Source organism: Streptomyces sp. NRRL S-350 (genome assembly GCF_000719705.1).
In the GTDB taxonomy this organism is placed as follows: Bacteria; Actinomycetota; Actinomycetes; order Streptomycetales; family Streptomycetaceae; genus Kitasatospora.
The window spans coordinates 1-17955 of record NZ_JOHO01000031.1 but is presented as its reverse complement, the minus strand read 5'-3'; the positions used below and the strand labels follow the sequence as shown (position 1 = coordinate 17955).

The 17955-nt window shown below is 73.6% G+C and carries 19 protein-coding genes and 1 riboswitch; of the genes, 12 read left to right on the top strand and 7 right to left on the bottom strand.

Annotation, left to right across the window (positions count from 1 at the left end):
• Window positions 1-30 precede the first annotated feature (30 nt).
• Complete coding sequence (locus IF30_RS0125090) at window positions 31-1536, bottom strand: MFS transporter (protein WP_051711086.1); 1506 nt, start codon at window positions 1534-1536, stop codon at window positions 31-33.
• Window positions 1537-1687: 151 nt separating this feature from the next.
• Here IF30_RS0125090 and IF30_RS0125085 point away from each other — a divergent pair, with 151 nt between their 5' ends.
• Complete coding sequence (locus IF30_RS0125085; RefSeq protein WP_030242561.1) at window positions 1688-2230, top strand: winged helix-turn-helix transcriptional regulator; 543 nt, start codon at window positions 1688-1690, stop codon at window positions 2228-2230.
• A gap of 210 nt (window positions 2231-2440) precedes the next feature.
• Here IF30_RS0125085 and IF30_RS0125080 read toward each other — a convergent pair whose 3' ends face one another.
• The 5 genes from IF30_RS0125080 to IF30_RS0125060 all read right to left on the bottom strand — a co-directional run bounded on the left by IF30_RS0125080 (window position 2441) and on the right by IF30_RS0125060 (window position 7436).
• Window positions 2441-3658, bottom strand: a complete 1218-nt coding sequence (locus IF30_RS0125080; protein ID WP_030242560.1) for an alpha/beta hydrolase family protein — start codon at window positions 3656-3658, stop codon at window positions 2441-2443.
• 139 nt (window positions 3659-3797) lie between these two features.
• Window positions 3798-4448, bottom strand: coding sequence for a hypothetical protein (locus IF30_RS0125075; protein ID WP_158835461.1), 651 nt, complete (start codon window positions 4446-4448; stop codon window positions 3798-3800).
• 421 nt (window positions 4449-4869) lie between these two features.
• A complete protein-coding gene (locus IF30_RS0125070) occupies window positions 4870-5934 on the bottom strand; it encodes a serine hydrolase domain-containing protein (RefSeq protein WP_051711084.1) in 1065 nt (354 codons plus the stop codon).
• Between the two features lie 221 nt (window positions 5935-6155).
• Window positions 6156-6569 (bottom strand): HIT family protein, encoded by a 414-nt coding sequence (locus IF30_RS0125065; protein WP_030242557.1) that lies wholly within the window; start codon window positions 6567-6569, stop codon window positions 6156-6158.
• A 171-nt stretch (window positions 6570-6740) separates the two neighbouring features.
• On the bottom strand, window positions 6741-7436 hold the full coding sequence (locus IF30_RS0125060; protein WP_051711082.1) for an MSMEG_1061 family FMN-dependent PPOX-type flavoprotein: 696 nt from the start codon (window positions 7434-7436) through the stop codon (window positions 6741-6743).
• 144 nt (window positions 7437-7580) lie between these two features.
• On the opposite strand from IF30_RS0125060, the gene IF30_RS0125055 reads away from it, so the two are divergent.
• Complete coding sequence (locus IF30_RS0125055) at window positions 7581-7895, top strand: antibiotic biosynthesis monooxygenase family protein (protein WP_158835458.1); 315 nt, start codon at window positions 7581-7583, stop codon at window positions 7893-7895.
• 84 nt (window positions 7896-7979) lie between these two features.
• Here IF30_RS0125055 and IF30_RS0125050 read toward each other — a convergent pair whose 3' ends face one another.
• Window positions 7980-8228 (bottom strand): SCO4226 family nickel-binding protein, encoded by a 249-nt coding sequence (locus IF30_RS0125050; RefSeq protein WP_030242553.1) that lies wholly within the window; start codon window positions 8226-8228, stop codon window positions 7980-7982.
• 385 nt (window positions 8229-8613) lie between these two features.
• Window positions 8614-8741, top strand: a riboswitch (FMN riboswitch).
• Window positions 8742-8955: 214 nt separating this feature from the next.
• Between IF30_RS0125050 and IF30_RS0125045 the strand changes: the two genes are divergently transcribed.
• The 10 genes from IF30_RS0125045 to IF30_RS0124995 all read left to right on the top strand — a co-directional run bounded on the left by IF30_RS0125045 (window position 8956) and on the right by IF30_RS0124995 (window position 17911).
• Window positions 8956-9666, top strand: a complete 711-nt coding sequence (locus IF30_RS0125045) for a riboflavin synthase (protein WP_051711080.1) — start codon at window positions 8956-8958, stop codon at window positions 9664-9666.
• A 56-nt stretch (window positions 9667-9722) separates the two neighbouring features.
• Window positions 9723-10310 (top strand): nicotinamide mononucleotide transporter family protein, encoded by a 588-nt coding sequence (locus tag IF30_RS0125040; RefSeq protein WP_078891676.1) that lies wholly within the window; start codon window positions 9723-9725, stop codon window positions 10308-10310.
• Window positions 10307-11587: a bifunctional 3,4-dihydroxy-2-butanone-4-phosphate synthase/GTP cyclohydrolase II gene (locus IF30_RS0125035; RefSeq protein ID WP_030242549.1), complete on the top strand. Its 1281-nt coding sequence runs from the start codon at window positions 10307-10309 to the stop codon at window positions 11585-11587. Before IF30_RS0125040 ends, IF30_RS0125035 begins: the two co-directional genes overlap by 4 nt.
• A 132-nt stretch (window positions 11588-11719) precedes the next feature.
• Window positions 11720-12193 carry a 6,7-dimethyl-8-ribityllumazine synthase gene (ribH, locus tag IF30_RS0125030; protein WP_030242548.1) on the top strand — a complete coding sequence of 158 codons (474 nt, stop codon included), beginning with the start codon at window positions 11720-11722 and terminating at the stop codon, window positions 12191-12193.
• Between the two features lie 101 nt (window positions 12194-12294).
• Window positions 12295-12567: a phosphoribosyl-ATP diphosphatase gene (locus IF30_RS0125025; RefSeq protein ID WP_030242547.1), complete on the top strand. Its 273-nt coding sequence runs from the start codon at window positions 12295-12297 to the stop codon at window positions 12565-12567.
• A gap of 129 nt (window positions 12568-12696) precedes the next feature.
• Window positions 12697-13545, top strand: a complete 849-nt coding sequence (gene hisG / locus IF30_RS0125015) for an ATP phosphoribosyltransferase (protein WP_030242546.1) — start codon at window positions 12697-12699, stop codon at window positions 13543-13545.
• 106 nt (window positions 13546-13651) lie between these two features.
• A complete protein-coding gene (locus IF30_RS0125010) occupies window positions 13652-14092 on the top strand; it encodes a PH domain-containing protein (RefSeq protein WP_030242545.1) in 441 nt (146 codons plus the stop codon).
• A 275-nt stretch (window positions 14093-14367) separates the two neighbouring features.
• Window positions 14368-15711, top strand: a complete 1344-nt coding sequence (locus IF30_RS0125005) for a hemolysin family protein (protein ID WP_030242544.1) — start codon at window positions 14368-14370, stop codon at window positions 15709-15711.
• Entirely contained in the window at window positions 15708-16754 is a 1047-nt protein-coding gene (locus IF30_RS0125000; protein WP_030242542.1) for a hemolysin family protein, read from the top strand. The genes IF30_RS0125005 and IF30_RS0125000 overlap by 4 nt, the downstream gene beginning before the upstream one ends.
• A gap of 170 nt (window positions 16755-16924) precedes the next feature.
• On the top strand, window positions 16925-17911 hold the full coding sequence (locus IF30_RS0124995) for an NAD-dependent epimerase/dehydratase family protein (protein WP_030242540.1): 987 nt from the start codon (window positions 16925-16927) through the stop codon (window positions 17909-17911).
• Window positions 17912-17955 lie beyond the last annotated feature (44 nt).

The following is a 17955-nucleotide window of genomic DNA, read 5'->3' as shown; positions in this document are numbered from 1 at the left end:
GGGAAGTCGACCGGGCCGACTTCCCGGGCGTCACCGCATGGCGGCGCGCTCCGAGCGGAGCCTGGCCGCTGCCACCTCCGTCTCCACCTCCGGCTCCGTCTCCGTCTCCGTCTCCGCGCGGGCTTCGGCGGTGCGGGCGGCGAGGGCGAGCAGGGCGCCGACCAGGCAGAGGGCGGCGGCGACCAGGACGGCCCGGTCGGTGCCCGCCGCCAGGGCCCTGGCGGCAGCCGCGGGTCCGGGGGCGCCCGGGCGGGCTGAGCCGGCGACGGCGACCGTGACCGCCACGCCGAGCGCCGAACCGACGTAGCGGGAGGTGTTGTTGGCGCCAGAGCCCATCGCGGCCCGGTGTGCCGGGACACTGCCGACCGCCAGCCGGGCGAGGGCGGCGTTGAGCACCCCGCTGCCGACTCCCGCGACCGCGAGCCCCGGCGCCAGCCGCAGCCAGGAGGAGCCGGGCTCCAGCCCGTAGAGGCCCAGCTCGCCGACGCCGCAGACCAGCAGCCCGAGCGTCACCTGCCCGGCGGCCGACAGGCGCGTCGCCAGCCGCCGGGCCTGCAGGGCGGAGACCACCGACAGGCCCGACCACAGGGCGAGCACACCGCCCGCCGCGAGTCCGGACAGGCCGAGCACGGCCTGCAGCAGGGTGGGCAGGTAGCTCATGAACCCGACCAGTGACAGCCCGGTGAACAGCGCTCCGCCGGTGGCCGCGAGGAAGCCGGGGCTGCGGAACAGTGTGAGGTCCAGCATCGGCTCCCGCACCCTCGCCTCGACCAGGACGAACGCCGCGAGCAGTAACAGCCCGCCTCCCAGCAGCGCCACCACCGTCGGCCGCGCCCAGCCGTCGCGTCCTTCTGCCAGACCGGCGATCAGGCCGGAGGTTCCGGCGGCGAGCGTGAGTACCCCGTACGGATCGAGCGCGCGCGCCCGCTCGGCCCGCGACTCGGTGAGGAGGGCGGCGGCACAGGCGGCGACGACCGCCGACACGGCCGCGATCCCGCCGCTGACCGCGCGCCACCCGGCCCACTGCTGGACCAGCGCGCCGTACACCGGCCCGATCGCGATGCCGAGGCCGACGGCCGCGCCCCAGATCCCGAGCGCCCGGATCCGCCCGGGCCCGGGCGGGTGGGCGTGGCTGATCAGGCCGAGCGCCGGTGCCAGGACGGCCGCCGAGGCCAGCCCGAGGAGCACCCGGGCGGCCAGGTAGACGGTGCCGTCGGGGGCGAGCGCGGCCAGCGCCTCGGCGGCGGCGAACAGCAGGATGCCGAAGGTGAAGACGCGCTTGCGTCCGTGGTCGTCGGCCGCGCTCCCAGCGGTGAGCAGCAGAGCCGAGATGCCGACGAGGGTGCCGGTCAGGATCCAGGTGCGACCGGTGGCGCCCAGGTGTGCGGCCTGGGCGGTGGCGGCGAGCGAGGCGGTGGGGGCGGTGTAGGCGACGGTGGTGAGGGCGGTGGCCGCTGCGGTGGTCGCCAGCGTGGCACCGGGGCGGACGCGCCGAGCCGGGGTGACGGGGGAGGAGCCGGGTGGTGCGGGGGGCATGGGTGTTCCCTCCGGGACTGGACGGGGGCCGGGGCTCGCGGCCCGGCCTCCAGGTAATTGGTCTGGTGAATGAACCTTCGTCTCGAGCGGCACGCTACCACCCTTGGTCTGTTCATTGAACCCTCTCGGGGAGTGGACTAGGCTGGCGGCCATGGCCCTGGGAACCGACTACGAACTGCAGGACTGCGCACTGGCCCGCGCCCTGGAGGTGGTCGGCGAGCGGTGGAGCCTGCTGATCGTGCGCGACGCCTTCTACGGCGTGCAGCGCTTCAACGACTTCCTCACCCACCTCGGCATCCCGCGCGCCGTCCTCACGGCGCGGCTCAACGCCCTGGTCGCGGCCGGGGTGCTGCGCAAGGAGCCGTACCAGTGGTCGCCACTGCGCCACGGCTACCTGCTCACCGGGACCGGACTCGAACTCTGGGGTCCGCTCTACCAGTTGAGCCGCTGGGGTGGTCGGCACGCGACCGAGGGCGGCCCGCACCACCTCTTCGCGCACACCGCCTGCGGCACCGACCTGGACCTCGTGGGCGGCTGCCCGACGTGCGGCGGTGCGCCCGTCCCGCCGACCGAGGTGGTCATGCGCCCCAACCCTGCCCGGGCGGGCAGTCGGCGCGAGGACCCGGTCTCCCTCGCCCTGGTCCGCCCGCACCCGCTGCTCGAACCGATCGCCTCGGCGGCCGAGCCCGCCTGACCCTGCTGTGCCCGCCTGACCCTGCTGTGCCCGCCTGACCCTGCTGTGCCCGCCTGACCCGGCCGGGCCCGCCTGACCCTGCTGTGCCCGCCTGACCCGGCCGGGCCCGACTGGCCGGCCGCCCCTCAGTCCGCACCCGCACAGCGACGAGGCCGCCGACAGGCTGCCGGCGGCCTCGCTCGCGGTCGACCGGTGCCGAGGTGCCGATGATCAGGAGTGGAACCGGACCTCCGGGTCGGCGGCGGTCGGACCGTCGAGCAGCGGCTGTGCGACGCCCTTCAGCTGCAGGTCGAAGAAGGCGCCGACGTACTTGCGGGTGAGCTGGACGGCGCGCCCGCTCGCGATGGCGGGCTGGGCGACCTGGGGGATGCCGAGCCCGTCGAAGAACAGCGGGAAGTCGGTGAAGTCGGCGTGGTTCGTGCCGTCCACGGTCAGCCAGCGCTTCCAGCCGTCGAGGTTGGACCAGCTCCTCACCCAACTGCTGTCCTCGGCGCCGCCGTCCAGGGGGTGGCCCATCATCAGGAACGGCTTGCCGCCGATCCCGGAGTCGGGCACCAGGACGTCCATGGTGCCGTCCAGGTCCACTCCGGCCCCGATCCGGTCGTCGGTGAGCAACGCCGGGACGGTGGCCGCGCCGCCGGCCGAGTGCCCGGCCATGCCGATCCGGTCGCGGTCGATCAGGCGGGCGTAGCGCCAGGCCGGGTGCGGGTGGTCGGTCAGCCGGTCGACGACGAAGGAGACGTCCTTGGCCCGGCTCTCGTCCACGGCGGGCCACTCCTTGGGCCTGCCGCACATCACGCAGGGCAGCGTCCGCCCGTCGGGGAAGGTCGTGCCGGTGTTCTCGTAGGTGTGGTCGACCAGCGCGATGACGTACCCGCGACTGGCCAGGTCCTCGGCGAGGCTGGTCAGCGACGCCCGCGGCATGGTGAAGCCGGGCGACAGCACCACGAGCGGGTAGTGGCCGCCCTGGGGGCGCGCCCCGGACTCCGCCCAGGTGCGGGCGTCGGCCTCCGCCGCGGTCGGGATGGTGTTGCCCGGCAGCTTCCCGTCCAGCAGGGCCCTGGCCGCCCCGTCGGTCATGTACGGCGCCGGGCTGCCCGTCCCGGCGTGTGCGGGGTAGTACATCGAGACCATCAGCTGGCGCGGACCGGCGGAGGGCACCCACGGGTCCGGACGGTTCTGGTCCACCAGGTGCAGGACGTCCTGCCCGACCGCGTACGGCCCGGTCGGGCGAGGGAGCTGGATGCGGGAGGTGGTCGGGGCGGTGGTCGGGGCGGTGGTCGGGGCGCCGGCGGGTGCGGTGGTCGGGGCGCCGACGGGTGCGGTGGAACCGGTCGGCGAGGGCGCGGCCAGGGCGGGAGCGGCGGCGGACAGCGGCAGTGCGAGCAGCAGGGCGGCCGCGGCAGCGGTGGTGCGAAGTCGGCTCATGTCGGCGACGGTAGGCCCCGGACAGCGGAACTGACGTCCACTCAGGGAGGTACTGATCCCTTCCGGGAGGAGCCCGTCACGCCCCCTAGGGGTCTGCCGGTCATCGGCCGGTCCACCCAGGCCGGTCCACCCGGGCCGGTCACCCGAGGGCGGCCGTCCGGAGTTCCTCCAGGAAGTCCGCTGCCGCCGGTGCGTTGGACACCGGGAGGGTGAGCGGCAGGCCCGCCGAGTGGGTCCGGATCTCCAACTCTCCGAAGCCGGACGCCCGGGCCGACGCCACCTCCGCCCACCGGTAGGCCTCCGCCGCGACGAGCGGGTGCGGCGGCCGGTGCACCAGCCCGCCGGCCGTCACCGTGAGCCGACCCCGGGAGAACCGGACGACTCCCTCGCCGCGCAGCGTGTCGTGGAGGCCGGCCCGCAGGCCGGGGGACAGCCGCTCCTCCAGCTCCCGGAACAGGCCGCCCAGCCCACCCGGCCCGCGAAGGTGCTGCAGCGCCACCGGCTCCGCCGCGCCGACGGCCCATATTCGCCCCCGCTCGCACCCGCCGCGCCGCCCGCCCGGGGAGTACTCGGTGGCCTCCACCGCGCTCCACGGCACCGAGCACTCGCCGCCGCCCGCCGAGACCAGGGCCAGGCCGCCCTCGTGGACCCGCACGGCCTGCAGCCCGCGCACCGGCCGCAGCCGGCCGAGCCCGCTCGCGACCACCACTGCGACGGCCCCCACCACGGGCGCGGGCCACCACTCGCCGAGCGCCAGGCAGACCGCCACCGCGACGGCAGCCGCGCACACGGCCAGCCATGCCCACGCCCGGCGGGGTACCGGCCGGAACCGCCGGTACACCCGGACCGGCGGCCCGAGCCGGTGGACCGGCCGAACCGGGCCGCTCGGCCCGGTCGAGCCGACCGCCTGTGCCCGCATGGGCGACCACGCCACCGCCACGTCGGCCCCCTTTCACTCGGCGGACTCCGCAATCGGGACCGCATGTGCCGGATCCCAGCATCGACCGTCCGTTGCCTTCACCAACAGTGCCGATCGGCACATTTTGGCCCGAAACGACCCACCATCATCACGCGCCGCCCGGCCTCCGCCGTCGCCGGGGGGAGCCGTGACCAGGGCAGGCCATCGCCCACCAGGCACCCTCCGACCCTCCGCCCAGTAGCACCGCATCGCGCAGCGCCGCCCTCGTCGCAGCGCCGCCGACCGCCCCTCCTCACCCCGTCGTTGCGAAGTCCTTCTGCAGCCTGCGCAGCAGCGTCGTGCCGGCCGGATCGACCGACCGGCGGGTGTTGGCCAGCACGACGACCCCCACCTGCTTCTCCGGGTCGAAGGCCACGAAGGATCGGAACCCGCCGGTGCCGCCGTTGTGCCAGATCTGCAGGTGGCCGCCCTGCTGGGTGTGCAGCCGGTGGCCGAGCCAGCCCAGGTGCATCCAGGCGAACGGGTTGACCCGGTGCCTGGTCTCCCGGGTGAGCGTGATCGCGGGCGCCAGCGGCGCGTCCGGCTCCCGGCCGGCCGCCAACTGGGCCCGCAGGAGTATCGCGAGGTCGGCGGCGGTCGACCGGAGCGCACCCATGCCGGGTACGGCCGCCAAGTCCCAGTACGGCACCGGCCGCCCGCCCGTCGTGTGCCCGCGCGCCAGCCGTTCGGTCTGCTCCGCGTCCGACCGCACGTGGGTGTCCGTCAGCCCCAGCGGCCCGCAGATCTCGCGCGCCACCAACTCCTCGTACCCGGTGCCGCTCCGGTGGGCGAGCGCCAGACCGAGCAGCCCGGCGCCGAGGTTGGAGTAGCGGAAGCCGCGGCCGGGGACGGTCCGCAGCTTCGTCCGGGCGAGCCCGTCCAGCACGTACCCGGCGGTGCAACGGGCGTACGGATCGGGATCGTTCGGCCTCAGCAGCGCCTTCACCAGCATGCCGCGGGGCAGGCGGGGGAGCCCGGACGTGTGCGTGGCGAGGTGCCGCAGCGTGATCTGCTGTCCGCCCCTGGCCGGGACGACGGCCGGACGGTTCCGGGCCTCGGGAAGCACCTCGGCCAGCGGCTCGTCGAGCCGCACCGAGCCGTCGAGCACCAGCCGTGCCAGCAGCAGCGAGGTGAACACCTTGGTGACGGAACCGACTTCGAACAAGGTGTCCGGCCCGGGCGCACCGCCCCCGGGACCGGTGCGCCCGACACCGTGGATCTCCGTGGCACCGCCGGCCAGCCCGGCGACCACCGCGCCGACGTGCCGGTCGGCGAGTCGGTCGGCCGTCTCTTGCACGGCGCGCGCGAGTTCGTTCATGACGGTCAGCCTAGGTGGCCCGACCTGCCGATTCGTCAGCCCGGAAAAGGATTTCGGCCGCCCCCATGCTCCTCCAGGAGTACATCCGGCTGCGCCAGGCACGGTAGATCGGCGGGCCCCGGAGAGCGGGCCCCGGAACGGGGCGCGGAGACACCATGGAGCACCGAAGGCGACGAGGAGGAAGGCGAGGAGGAAGCCGAATGAAGAAGGGGACCTGCCGCTCACTCCTCCAGCGCCGCCCGCAGCCGGGCCGCGACCTCGGCCGCTCCCGCCTCGTCCGGGTACTTCCCCCGCGGCCAGAAGAACCCGCGCAGTCCGTCCTTGGGGTTGCGCGGCACCACGTGGACGTGCAGGTGCGGCACCGACTGGCTGATCCGGTTGTTCGCGGCCACGAAGCTGCCCGCTGCGCCCAGCCCCCGTTCGACGGCCGCCGCCACCCGCTGCACGCGCAGGAAGAACGGTCCCACCTGGTCCGCCGGCAGGTCCGCCAGCGTCCGGTGGTGGGCGCGCGGTACGACCAGGACGTGCCCGGGGAACAGCGGCCGGCGGTCCAGGAAGGCCACCGCCGCCTCGTCGTCGAGCACCCGGTGCGCGGGCTCCTGGCCTGCCACCACCGCACAGAAGACGCAGTCCATCCGTCCATTCAAGCCACCCGCGGCCGCCACGGCACCTCGGCAAACGCCGGAGGAGTCGGCGCCAGCCGTCCGGAGGCGGACCGGGGGCGCCCGCCGGACCGCGGACCCCCGCGCACCGCCGCTCATCCGCTGCGAGGCCTGCCGCTCACCCCGCTGCAAGGCACCGCCGCCTCACTCGTACCGGTACAGCAAGGCCTCCCGCTCGTTCTGCTCGATCATCTCGATGGTCAGCGACTCGTCCCGCAGGTGCGAGAGCGTGACCTCCGCCGACGTCGGCTGCGCGTCCTTCGCGAGCCAGTTCTCCGGCTTCCAGGCCGACGCGCGCAGGAGGGACTTGGGGCAGTGCGCGTACACCTCCTCGACCGCGACCACGATCGCGCTGCGCGGGGGCTTGCCGACGGCGGTGAGCTGCCGCAGCAGTTCCGGGTCGGTGGAGACGCAGGCGCGCCCGTTGACCCGCAGCGTGGTGTCCCGGCCCGGGACGACGAAGAGCAGTCCGACGCGGCCGTTCTCCAGGATGTTGTGCAGGGTGTCCAAACGCTTGTTGCCGGTGGCGTCCGGTATGGCCAGCGTGTACTCGTCGAGCACCGAGACCAGCCCGGCGGGGCCGCCGCGCGGTGAGACGTCGCAGCGCCCGGCGCCGTCGGTGCTGGCGACGAACACCAGGGGGGAACAGGCGATCAGGCGCTGGGCGACTTCGTGCAGGTGGTCGACCTGCTTGCGGCGCGCATGGTCGCCGGGCTGTTCGTAGATCTCCCGCAGCTGGGCGGGGTCGGTCAGGGCTCCCGCGCTGAGGGCGTCGAACAGGCTGCCCGGCCGGTCCGGCCCGAGGCTTGACGAGGCGACAGTTTCCGGTGTGGTGGTCATACCGGAAATCTAGCCGAGGGCCCTCGGCGCACCTCCGGCCGGCCAAGCCCGGGCCTTCCGCGGAAGATCCGCCGTACCCCTCGCCACCAGCGGTTTTCCGCCCATAATGGGGCCAAGGACTCCAACCGGGCGGAGGTGGTGGTCGTGATCGTCAGAATCTGGGCCGGGCAGGTCCTGGCAGGCCGCATCGAGGAGTTCTGCGCGCATCTGTGCGCCGAGGTGATCCCGCAGCTGGGGCGGACGGACGGCTGCCTCGGCGGGGAGCTGCTGCGCTCGGTGACCGAGGACGGGCACCACGTGCTGGTGGTGAGCCGCTGGCGGGACGAGGCGGCCCTGCTCGGGTACGCCGGGCCGATGTGGCGGATCCGACCGGTCTGGTCGGAGGGTGAGCTGTGCTACCTGGCGCACCCCCCGCAGGTCAGCCACTTCCTCCAGGTCACCGCACCCGCCACCCTCTGACCCCGGCCGCCCTCAGGCCCGAGCCCCCCTGGCCCCGGCCGAGCCTGCCCCCGGCCGCCCCCGCCCTCGGGCCGCGAGTCGGCCTCACGCCGTCAACGGCACCGGGTGGATCTCGTCCGCCGGGTGCCCGCTACGGCTGTGGACCCGCTGTACCGCTTCCTTGGACGGCGCGTCGGAGAGGCAGTACACCGTGCCCGACTCCGGGTCCGCCCACGCCTGCTCGAAGTGGACGCCTTCCTCGCCCTCGACCGCCAGGTCGGCCGCGTGGGCCTGCCTGAGTTGCTCGGCCGTGATCCCGGCCATTCCGTGGTGGACGTCCATGAACTTCGCCATCGCCCTCACCTCTCGGCTTCGCTGCGTCACCGGCGGGCCCCCGTCTCTCCAGCCTCGCCCCGGCCGACCGGCAGCGCCACCGAACCCCGTCCGCGCGCCGACGGCAGTGCCACCGAACCCCGTCCGCGCCCCGACCGGCAGCGCCACCGAACCCGTCCGCGCCCCGCCGCCGGTGCCACCGAGTCCAACCCCGGAAGGGACCGGCCGCGCGCCGAGGACGGTAAGGGCGCCGGGAACGGTGGTGCCACCGAGAGCGGCAAGGACGGAAGCAGCCGCTAGCACCCCGCCGCACATTCCCCGCAAGTCCGTGAAACAGGCCACAGCGAAAGGCACTCCCTGCCCTTGCGTCGACCGTGGCAGAATGACGGCAACAGCAGTGACGTTCAGCGCACTCCGGGGTCGGTGAAAATCCGAACCGGCGGTTACAGTCCGCGACCCGTCCGCAGCCAGCGGCCGGTTGACCAGGTGAAATTCCTGGACCGACGGTTAAAGTCCGGATGGGAGGCGTGCGCGGGCGGACGTGAGCAGTACCCGTGGTCCATCGTTACCGGACCGGACCACGGTCAGGTGGACGGCGGGAGCGGTGTCTCCCGGCCGGGTGAGCGATCTCCCGGCGGCCCCGGCATCCCGGCGACGGGTGGCGCGGTCGGCCCGTGCGCCGTTGCCCGTCCGTGTCATCTCCCTCTGCCGCCCCGGAGTCCGCGCCCCAAGCGCGAGGAGTACCCGGGTGTTCACCGGCATCATCGAAGAGCTCGGCGAGGTCGTGTCGATCGAGGAGATCGGCGACTCCTCGCGGATCCGCCTGCGCGGCCCGGTGGTCTGTTCGGACGCGGGCCACGGTGACTCCATCGCGGTCAACGGCGTCTGCCTGACCGTCGTCGACACCCCGGAGGAACTGGCGGCGGGCACCGGCGAGTTCAGTGCGGACGTGATGGCCGAGACGCTGCACCGTTCGAGCCTCGGCGAGTTGAAGCCCGGCTCCCGGGTGAACCTGGAGCGCGCCATGGCGCTCGGCGCCCGGCTCGGCGGCCACCTCGTCCAGGGCCATGTCGACGCGACCGGGCGGCTGTTGGGCCGCGAGCCCGGCGAGCGCGACGCGAACGGTGAACTGCGTTGGGAGGTGCTGCGGTTCTCGCTGCCCGGCAGCATCTCCCGCTACCTGGTGGAGAAGGGTTCGATCACGGTCGACGGCGTCAGCCTCACCGTGGTGGAGGCCGCCTGGGACAGCTTCACGGTCAGCCTCATTCCGGCCACCCTCGCGCTGACCACGCTCGGCGCCAAGGCCGTCGGCGAGAGCGTCAACCTGGAGGTGGACGTGCTCGCCAAGTACGTCGAGCGACTGCTGGAGTCCCGCACCCTGCCCGAATCCCGCACCCTGCCCGAGTCCCGCACCCTGTCCGACCTGACGATCGACGGAACCCCGGGGGAGTCCAAGTGAGCTGGCTCAGTGGAGAGGCGTTCACCGTCTTCGGTGAACACGTGAAGTGGGCCGACATGTTCGGCAACCTGCTCGGTTTCGCCGGCCTGGCGCTCGGCTGGCGCCGCTCGGTCTGGAGCTGGCCGGTCCAGCTGCTGTCCGGCGCGGTGCTGATCGCCGCCTACCTCGGGGGGCACGTCCCCGGCCTGATCGGCAAGCAGTTGATCGTGATCGTCACCGCCGCCTGGGGGTGGTCGCAGTGGCGGCGGGGCCGCCGCGACGGCGGCACCATCGCCGTACGGTTCGCGACCTGGCCCGAGCGGCTCGCGCTGGCGGCCGGCACCGCGGCGGGCACGGTCGCGCTCGCCCTGCTCTTCACGTCCTTCCCCAGTCTGTCCTGGAGTCCCTGGTCGGACGCCTACATCTTCGTCGGCACGCTGGCCGCGATGGTGGCCCAGGCGCGGGGCTGGGTGGAGTTCTGGTTCGCCTGGATCGCCGTCGACGTGGTCGGCGTGCCGTTCGCCTTCAACAGCGGCTACACGTTCTCCGGCCTGACCTACTCCGTCTACTTCGTCCTGGTGCTGCTCGGCCTGCGTTCGTGGTGGCTGAGCACCCGGGAGCCGCGCGCCAAGTCCGCCAACGTCCCGCAGGGAGCCACGGCATGACCGAGAACCAGTCCGACAGCGGCACTCAGGACACCACCGAGGCCGAGCTCGTCCTCGACCCGGTCGAGCGGGCGATCGCCGACATCGCCGCCGGCCGCGCGGTGATCGTGGTCGACGACGAGGACCGCGAGAACGAGGGCGACATCGTCTTCGCCGCGTCGGCCGCGACCCCGGAGCTGATGGCCTTCACCATCCGCTACAGCTCCGGCGTGATCTGCGCCCCGATGACCGGTGAGGAGCTGGACCGCCTCAAGCTCCCGCCGATGACCCAGGTCAACGAGGACCGCAAGGGCACCGCGTACACCGTGTCGGTGGACGCCCGGGAGGGGGTCGACACCGGCATCTCGGCCGCCGACCGCGCCCGCACCGTCCGGCTGCTGTCCTCGGCGGGCACCGAGCCGGGCGACCTCACCCGGCCCGGGCACGTCTTCCCGCTGCGCGCCGTCGAGGGCGGCGTGCTGGTCCGCCCCGGTCACACCGAGGCCGCCGTCGACCTGGCGCGGCTCGCCGGGCTGCCGCCGGCCGGCGCGATCGCCGAGGTGGTCAACGACGACGGCACCATGGCCCGACTGCCCGAGTTGGTCGCCTTCGCCCGCGAGCACGGCCTCGCGGTCATCTCCATCGAGGACCTGATCGCCTACCGCCGCCGCACCGAGCTGCACGTCGACCGGGCCGCCGTCACCGCCCTGCCCACCGTGCACGGCGGGTTCACCGCCGTCGGTTACAAGGGGACCATCGACGGCGTCGAGCACATCGCCCTGGTGGCGGGCGGCCTGGGGGCCGACGGGCGTCTGCCGGACGGCGAGGACGTCCTGGTGCGGGTCCACTCCGAGTGCCTGACCGGCGACGTCTTCGGCTCGCTCCGGTGCGACTGCGGCCCCCAGTTGGAGGCCTCGCTGCAGCGGATCGCCGAGGCCGGCCGCGGCGTGGTGCTCTACCTGCGCGGCCACGAGGGGCGGGGGATCGGCCTGGCCCACAAGCTGCGTGCGTACGAGCTGCAGGAGCAGGGGCGCGACACCGTCGACGCCAACCTGGACCTCGGACTGCCCGCCGACGCCCGCGACTACAGCATCGCGGCGCAGATGCTGGTGGACCTGGGCGTCCGATCGCTCACCCTGCTCACCAACAACCCGCAGAAGTCGACCGCGCTCACCGAGCACGGCCTCAAGGTCAAGGGGCGCGAGGCGGTCGAGATCGCGCCGGGCGAGCACAACCTGCGCTACCTGCGCACCAAGCGCGACCGGATGGGCCACGACCTGCCCGGCCTCGGCTCCTGAATCCCACCCCACCCACGACGCCCGTACGGGCCCATGCCCGTACGAGCCGATGCCCGTACGAGCCCCATGCCGGTACGAGCCGACGCCCGTACGAGCCACACGCCACACCACACGAGAGAACGGACCAGGAACATGAGCGGCCACGGAGCCCCCGAGCTGACCGTCGAAGGCGCCGCCGACCTCAAGGTCGCCGTCATCGCCGCCCAGTGGCACGACAAGGTGATGAACGGCCTGCTGGACGGCGCCCACCGCGCGCTCAAGGAACTCGGCATCGCCGAGCCCACCGTGCTGCGCGTCCCCGGCACCTTCGAGCTGCCGGTCGCCGCCAAGCGCCTCGCCGACGGCGGATACGACGCGGTGGTGGCCCTCGGCGTGGTCATCCGCGGCGGCACCCCGCACTTCGACTACGTCTGCCAGGCCGCCACCGTCGGCCTCACCCAGGTCAGCGTCGACACCGGCGTCCCGGTCGGCTTCGGCGTGCTGACCTGCGACAACGAGGAACAGGCGATCGACCGCGCCGGGCTGCCCGGCTCCGCCGAGGACAAGGGCCACGAGGCCGTCACCGCCGCCGTCGCCACCGCCGCGGCGCTGCGCGCAGCGCTCTGACGGCATCCCGTACGGTCCCGGACCGTGGACGTCCACCGGACTGTCCACGGTCCGGGACCGTTTACCGTCCGTCCGCCCGCACGCCGTAAGGTGGCCCCATCATGGCTTCGAAGACATTCGAGGAGCTCTTCGCCGAGCTCCAGCAGAAGGCCGCCACCGGCGACCCCTCGTCCTCCCGTACCGCGCAACTCGTCCAGCAGGGCGTCCATGCCATCGGCAAGAAGGTCGTCGAGGAGGCCGCCGAGGTCTGGATGGCCGCCGAGTTCCAGTCGGACGAGCAGACGGCGGAGGAGGTCTCGCAGCTGCTGTACCACCTTCAGGTGATGATGATCGCCCGCGGGCTGACGCTCGACGACGTCTACAAGTACCTCTAGACGGCGTCCGCGCGTACCTCCGAGACGGCGTCCGCGCGCACCGCTGGTCCGAGCACCCCGAACAACAGCTCCCGCAGCTCCCGCTCCGCGGAGCACACCCCCTCCCGACAGGTAAGGAAGCAACCTCCCATGCTGCGCATCGCCGTCCCCAACAAGGGTTCGCTCTCGGGTCCCGCGGCGGAGATGCTCCATGAGGCCGGCTACCGCCAGCGGAAGGACCCCAAGGAGCTCGTCCTCGTCGACCCGAACAACGACGTGGAGTTCTTCTTCCTCCGCCCCCGCGACATCGCCGTCTACGTCGGCTCCGGCCGCCTGGACGTCGGCATCACCGGCCGCGACCTGCTGCTGGACTCGCACTCCAACGCCGAGGAGGTGCTCGCCCTCGGCTTCGCGGGGTCGACCTTCCGCTTCGCCCGTCCGGAGGGCGTGGCGGTGGAGGACGTCAAGGGCCTGGAGGGCCTGCGGATCGCGACCTCCTACACCGGTCTGGTCGAGCAGCACCTGGCCGACCACGGGGTGAAGGCGACGGTCACCAAGCTGGACGGCGCGGTCGAGACCGCGGTGCAGCTGGGCGTCGCCGACGTGATCGCCGACGTCGTGGAGACCGGCACCAGCCTGCGCAACGCCGGCCTGGAGGTGTTCGGTGAGCCCATCCTGGTGTCGGACTCCGTGGTGATCCGCCCCAAGGGCGCGGGCGAGGACGCGCGGGTGGAGCAGTTCCTGCGCCGCCTCCAGGGCGTGCTCGTGGCCCGCCGCTACGTGCTGATGGACTACGACATCCGCGCCGAGAGCGTCGGCGCCGCCGTGGCGCTCACCCCGGGCCTGGAGTCGCCGACCGTCTCGCCGCTGCACACCGAGGGTTGGGTCGCGGTCCGCGCGATGGTGCTCCGCAAGGAGGCCCAGCGGATCATGGACGACCTGTGGGGCATCGGCGCCCGGGCGATCCTGGTGACCAACATCCACGCCTGCCGCCTCTGACCTGCCCGCCCACCCGCGGGTAAAGAACGGTTCAATGGGGTGGGGACGCCGGCCGGCGTCCCCACCCCGTCGTGCTGCCGCAACCAGAACCACCCGGAGACCCCACGTGTCCACGCCGCCCGTCGAGTACCCCGTCACCTGGGCGCCGCGCCGCACCCGCGCCCTGCTGCTGCCGGTCTGCTTCCTGCTGGTGGTGCTGTTCGCCGTGCTGGCCGTGCTGCTGCCGGAGAACTGGCAGCTCAACGACCGGATCATGATGACGGGCAGTGGCGTGCTGTTCGCCGCGGTCGGCCTGATGCTGGCGCGCCCCCGGGTGAGCGCCGACCGGGACGGCGTGACGGTGGTCAACTTCGTCCGCCGCCGCCGACTCGCGTGGGCCGAGATCGTCCGGGTCAACTTCCGCCAGGGCGACCCGTGGGCGACCCTCGACCTGGCCGACGGCACCTCGCTCGCCGTGGTCGGCATCCAGTCCGGCGTCGGCAAGGCGCAGGCGATCGCGGACGCCCGCGCGCTGCGAGACCTGGTCGAGCTCCACGCCAAGGTCTGACACCCGAGGTCCGGGAGCCCGCCGGCCGAGGCCGCAGCAGCCCCGGACCTGCCGGCAGGGCCCCGGACCTGCGGGTTCCGGAGCACGGCGGGTCCGAACCGGCTTCTTACACCCGTCCGGCTATGGTCTACGCTGGTAAAAGCAGGGCAAAGATCGCCCGACCCGACCTGCGACCGACCGCACTGACTTGAGGAGTGACACTCCCCCTCGATGGACGATCCGTCCGGTAGTACCTGCGCCGCCCCACTTCCGGCCCCCGGAAGGCAGGCGGCTCTGTGATCACCGCCTGGCTGCTGTTGTCCGCAGCCGTTCTCCTGATCCTCGCCAACGGCCTCTTCGTGGCCGCCGAGTTCGCCTTCGTGACCGTCGACCGCGGGGCGGTGGAACGCTCCGCCGGGGCGGGCGACGCCCAGGCCGGCCGCGTCGCCAAGGCCCTTCGGCGCCTCTCCTTCCAGCTGTCCGGCGCCCAACTCGGCATCACCGTCACCTCGCTGGTGGTCGGCATGCTCGCCGAGCCGGCCCTGTCGACCCTGCTCGCGCCCGTCGTGTCCGGCCTCGGCGTGCCGGACTCGGCCGCGCGCGGCGTCGCCGTCGTCGTCGGCATGGTGCTGGCCACCGTCGTCCAGATGGTGATCGGCGAGCTGGTGCCGAAGAACTGGGCGATCTCCCGCCCGCTCCAGGTGGCCCGCGCCGTCGCGGCCCCGCACATGGCGTTCTCCTTCGTCTGCCGCCCGCTGATCAGCTTCCTCAACGGCGCCGCCGACCGCACCGTCCGGGCCTTCGGCATCGAGCCGCAGGAGGAGCTGGACCATGCCCGCACCCCCGCCGAACTGGTCTCGCTGGCCCGGCACTCGGCCCGGGCCGGCGCGATAGACGAGGAGTCGGCGACCCTGTTCGTCCGCACCCTGGGCCTGGGCGAGCTGACCGCCGAGTCCGTGATGACCCCGCGCATCGACGTCTCCGCGCTCCAGCGCGACGCCACCGCCTCCGACGTGATCAACCTGACCCGGGCCACCGGCCTGTCCCGCTTCCCCGTCTACGCCGACAGCCTGGACGAGGTCACCGGGATCGTCACCCTCAAGGACGCCCTCGCCGTCCCGGCCGCCCGCCGGGGCCTGGTGCGGGTCGGCGAGCTGGCCGCCCCGCCGCTGCTGGTGCCCGAGACCCTGCCCGCCGAGCGGCTGCTCGACCGGCTGCGCCGTCTCCAGCCGATGGCCATCGTGGTCGACGAGTACGGCGGCACCGCCGGCGTCGTCACCGTAGAGGACATCGTCGAGGAGATCGTCGGCGAGGTGCAGGACGAGCACGACCCGGAGGACCACCCCGAGTTGTTCCCGCTGCCTCCCGTCAACGGCCTGCCGGTCTGGGAGGCCGACGGCCGCGCCCGGACCGACCAGCTGGAGAAGATCGGATTGAACGCCCCGGACGGCCCGTACGAGACCCTGGCGGGCCTGGTCTCCGACCTGCTCGGCAAGCTCCCGGAGGTGGGCGAGCAGGCCGAGCTGCCCGGCTGGCGGCTCACCGTGACCGGGGTCGACCGCCACCGCACCAGCCGGGTCCGGGTGGAGCGCACCGTCGCGCCCGCGACGTTCGGCGACGACGGGGGCGATCTCCGATGACCGCCCTCCAACTCGTCGTCGCGCTCCTGCTCCTGCTGGGCAACGCCTTCTTCGTCGGCGCCGAGTTCGCCGTCGTGTCCGTGCGCCGCAGCCAGATCGAACCGCTCGCCGAGGCGGGCCACAAGCGCGCCCGCACGGTGCTGCACGCGCTGTCCAACGTCTCCGCGATGCTGGCCGCCGCCCAACTGGGCATCACCGTCTGCTCGCTGGGCCTCGGTGCCCTCGCCGAGCCGACCATCGCCGCGCTGCTGGAGGGCCCGTTCCACGCGATCGGCGTCCCGTCCGGCCTGATGCACCCGCTCTCGTACGGGATCTCGCTCGCCGTCGTGGTCTTCCTGCACATGGTGATGGGCGAGATGGTGCCGAAGAACATGGCGATGGCCGGCCCCGAGAAGGCCGCGCTCTGGCTCGGCCCGCCGCTGGACCGGCTGGCCCGCTGGCTCACCCCGGTGATCCGGGCGCTGAACGCCTTCGCCAACGGCGTCCTCAGGCTGTTCCGGGTCGAGGCCAAGGACGAGGTCGAGTCGGTCTTCACCACCGAGCAGCTGATGTACCTGCTGGTCGACTCCCGGGACGCCGGCCTGCTCGACGAGGAGCGCCAGGAGCGTCTGGAGGACGCCCTGGAGCTGGGCCGCCGCCCGGTCACCGAGGTGCTCCTCAAGCCCGAGCAACTGGTCACCGTGGACACCAAGGCGACCGCCGCCGAGGTCGAGGAGCTCGCCCTGCGCACCGGCTTCTCGCGCTTCCCGGTCACGGACGGGGACCCGGCGGGCCACGGCTACCTCGGCTACGTGCACCTCAAGGACGTCCTCGACGTGGAGGACGCCTCGGCGCCGATCCCGGCCCGTCTGTGGCGGCCGATCACGGTGCTGCGCGGCGGCCTTCCGCTGGACGACGCCCTCGGCGCGATGCGTCGCGCCGCCTGCCACCTGGCCGCCGTGCTGGACCAGGACGGGCGCACGCTCGGCGTGGTCATGCTGGAGGACGTCCTGGAGGAGCTGGTCGGCGAGATGCACGACCCGGACCACCGCGCCACCGCGTGACCGGTGTGGCCGGTGTGACCAGTGTGGCCGAGACGGCCGAGGTGAGCGCGTGAGCGCGCCGCTCCCCGCCCGGAGTTCCCGCTTTCGCTGACGGCGTGTCCGCTCCCGGCGATTCCGCCCAGAGCGTTCAGCCGTTCCATGCCGGCCACCCTCGGAGGATGGTGGTCGGCATGAGACTTCTGCTGCTGGGTGGAACCGAGTTCGTCGGACGGGTCATCGCCGAGGAGGCGTTGGCCCGGGGGTGGGAGGTGACGGCCCTCAACCGGGGCACGCAGCCCGCTCCCGAGGGCGTCAGGGCGGTGAAGGGCGACCGCACGGCCGAGGACGGCCTCGCGGCGCTGGGTGCGGGTGAGTGGGACGCGGTGGTGGACACCTGGTCCTGGGCCCCGGCGGCGGTGCGGGACAGCGCCCGCGCCCTGAAGGGCCGCGTGGGCCACTACACGTACGTCTCCAGCCGGTCGGTGTACGACCACCCGCTCGCCGGCGGCGCGGACGAGTCGGCGCCGACGGTGGCCTCCTCTCCCGACCTCGCGGGCGAGGTGCCCTACGCCGAGGCCAAGCGCGGCGCCGAACTGGCCCTGGAAGCGGAGTTCGGCGGGCAGGCCCTGCTGGCCCGCGCCGGGCTGATCCTCGGCCCGCACGAGAACATCGGCCGACTGCCCTGGTGGCTGAACCGGATCGCCCGGGGCGGCCCGGTGCTCGCCCCCGGGCCGCGCGGGCTGGCGCTGCAGTACATCGACGTCCGCGACCTCGCGGCCTGGACGCTGGACGCGACGGCGGCCCGGCTCGGCGGCCCCTACAACGTGGTCAGCCCCTCCGGCCACGCCACGACGGGGGAACTGCTGGAGGCGTGCGTCCGGGCCACCGGCTCCGACGCCGAACTGCGCTGGACCGACCCCGAGCGGATCCTCGCGGCGGGCATCGAGCCGTGGACCGAGCTGCCGATCTGGCTGGCGCCCGGAGAGCTGTACGACTTCCTGCACACCGGCTCGGTGGAGCGCGCCGTGGGCGCCGGGCTGCGCTGCCGTCCGGTCGCGGAGACGGTCGAGGACACCTGGGCGTGGCTGCGGTCGATCGGCGGCGCCGCCCCGCAGCGCTCCGACCGGGTCACGGTCGGGCTCGACCCCGAACGGGAGGCCGCATTGCTCAAGGGCTGACCCTGCGGCCCGGGGCCCGCGGCTGGGGGGCGGGGGTCGGGGGT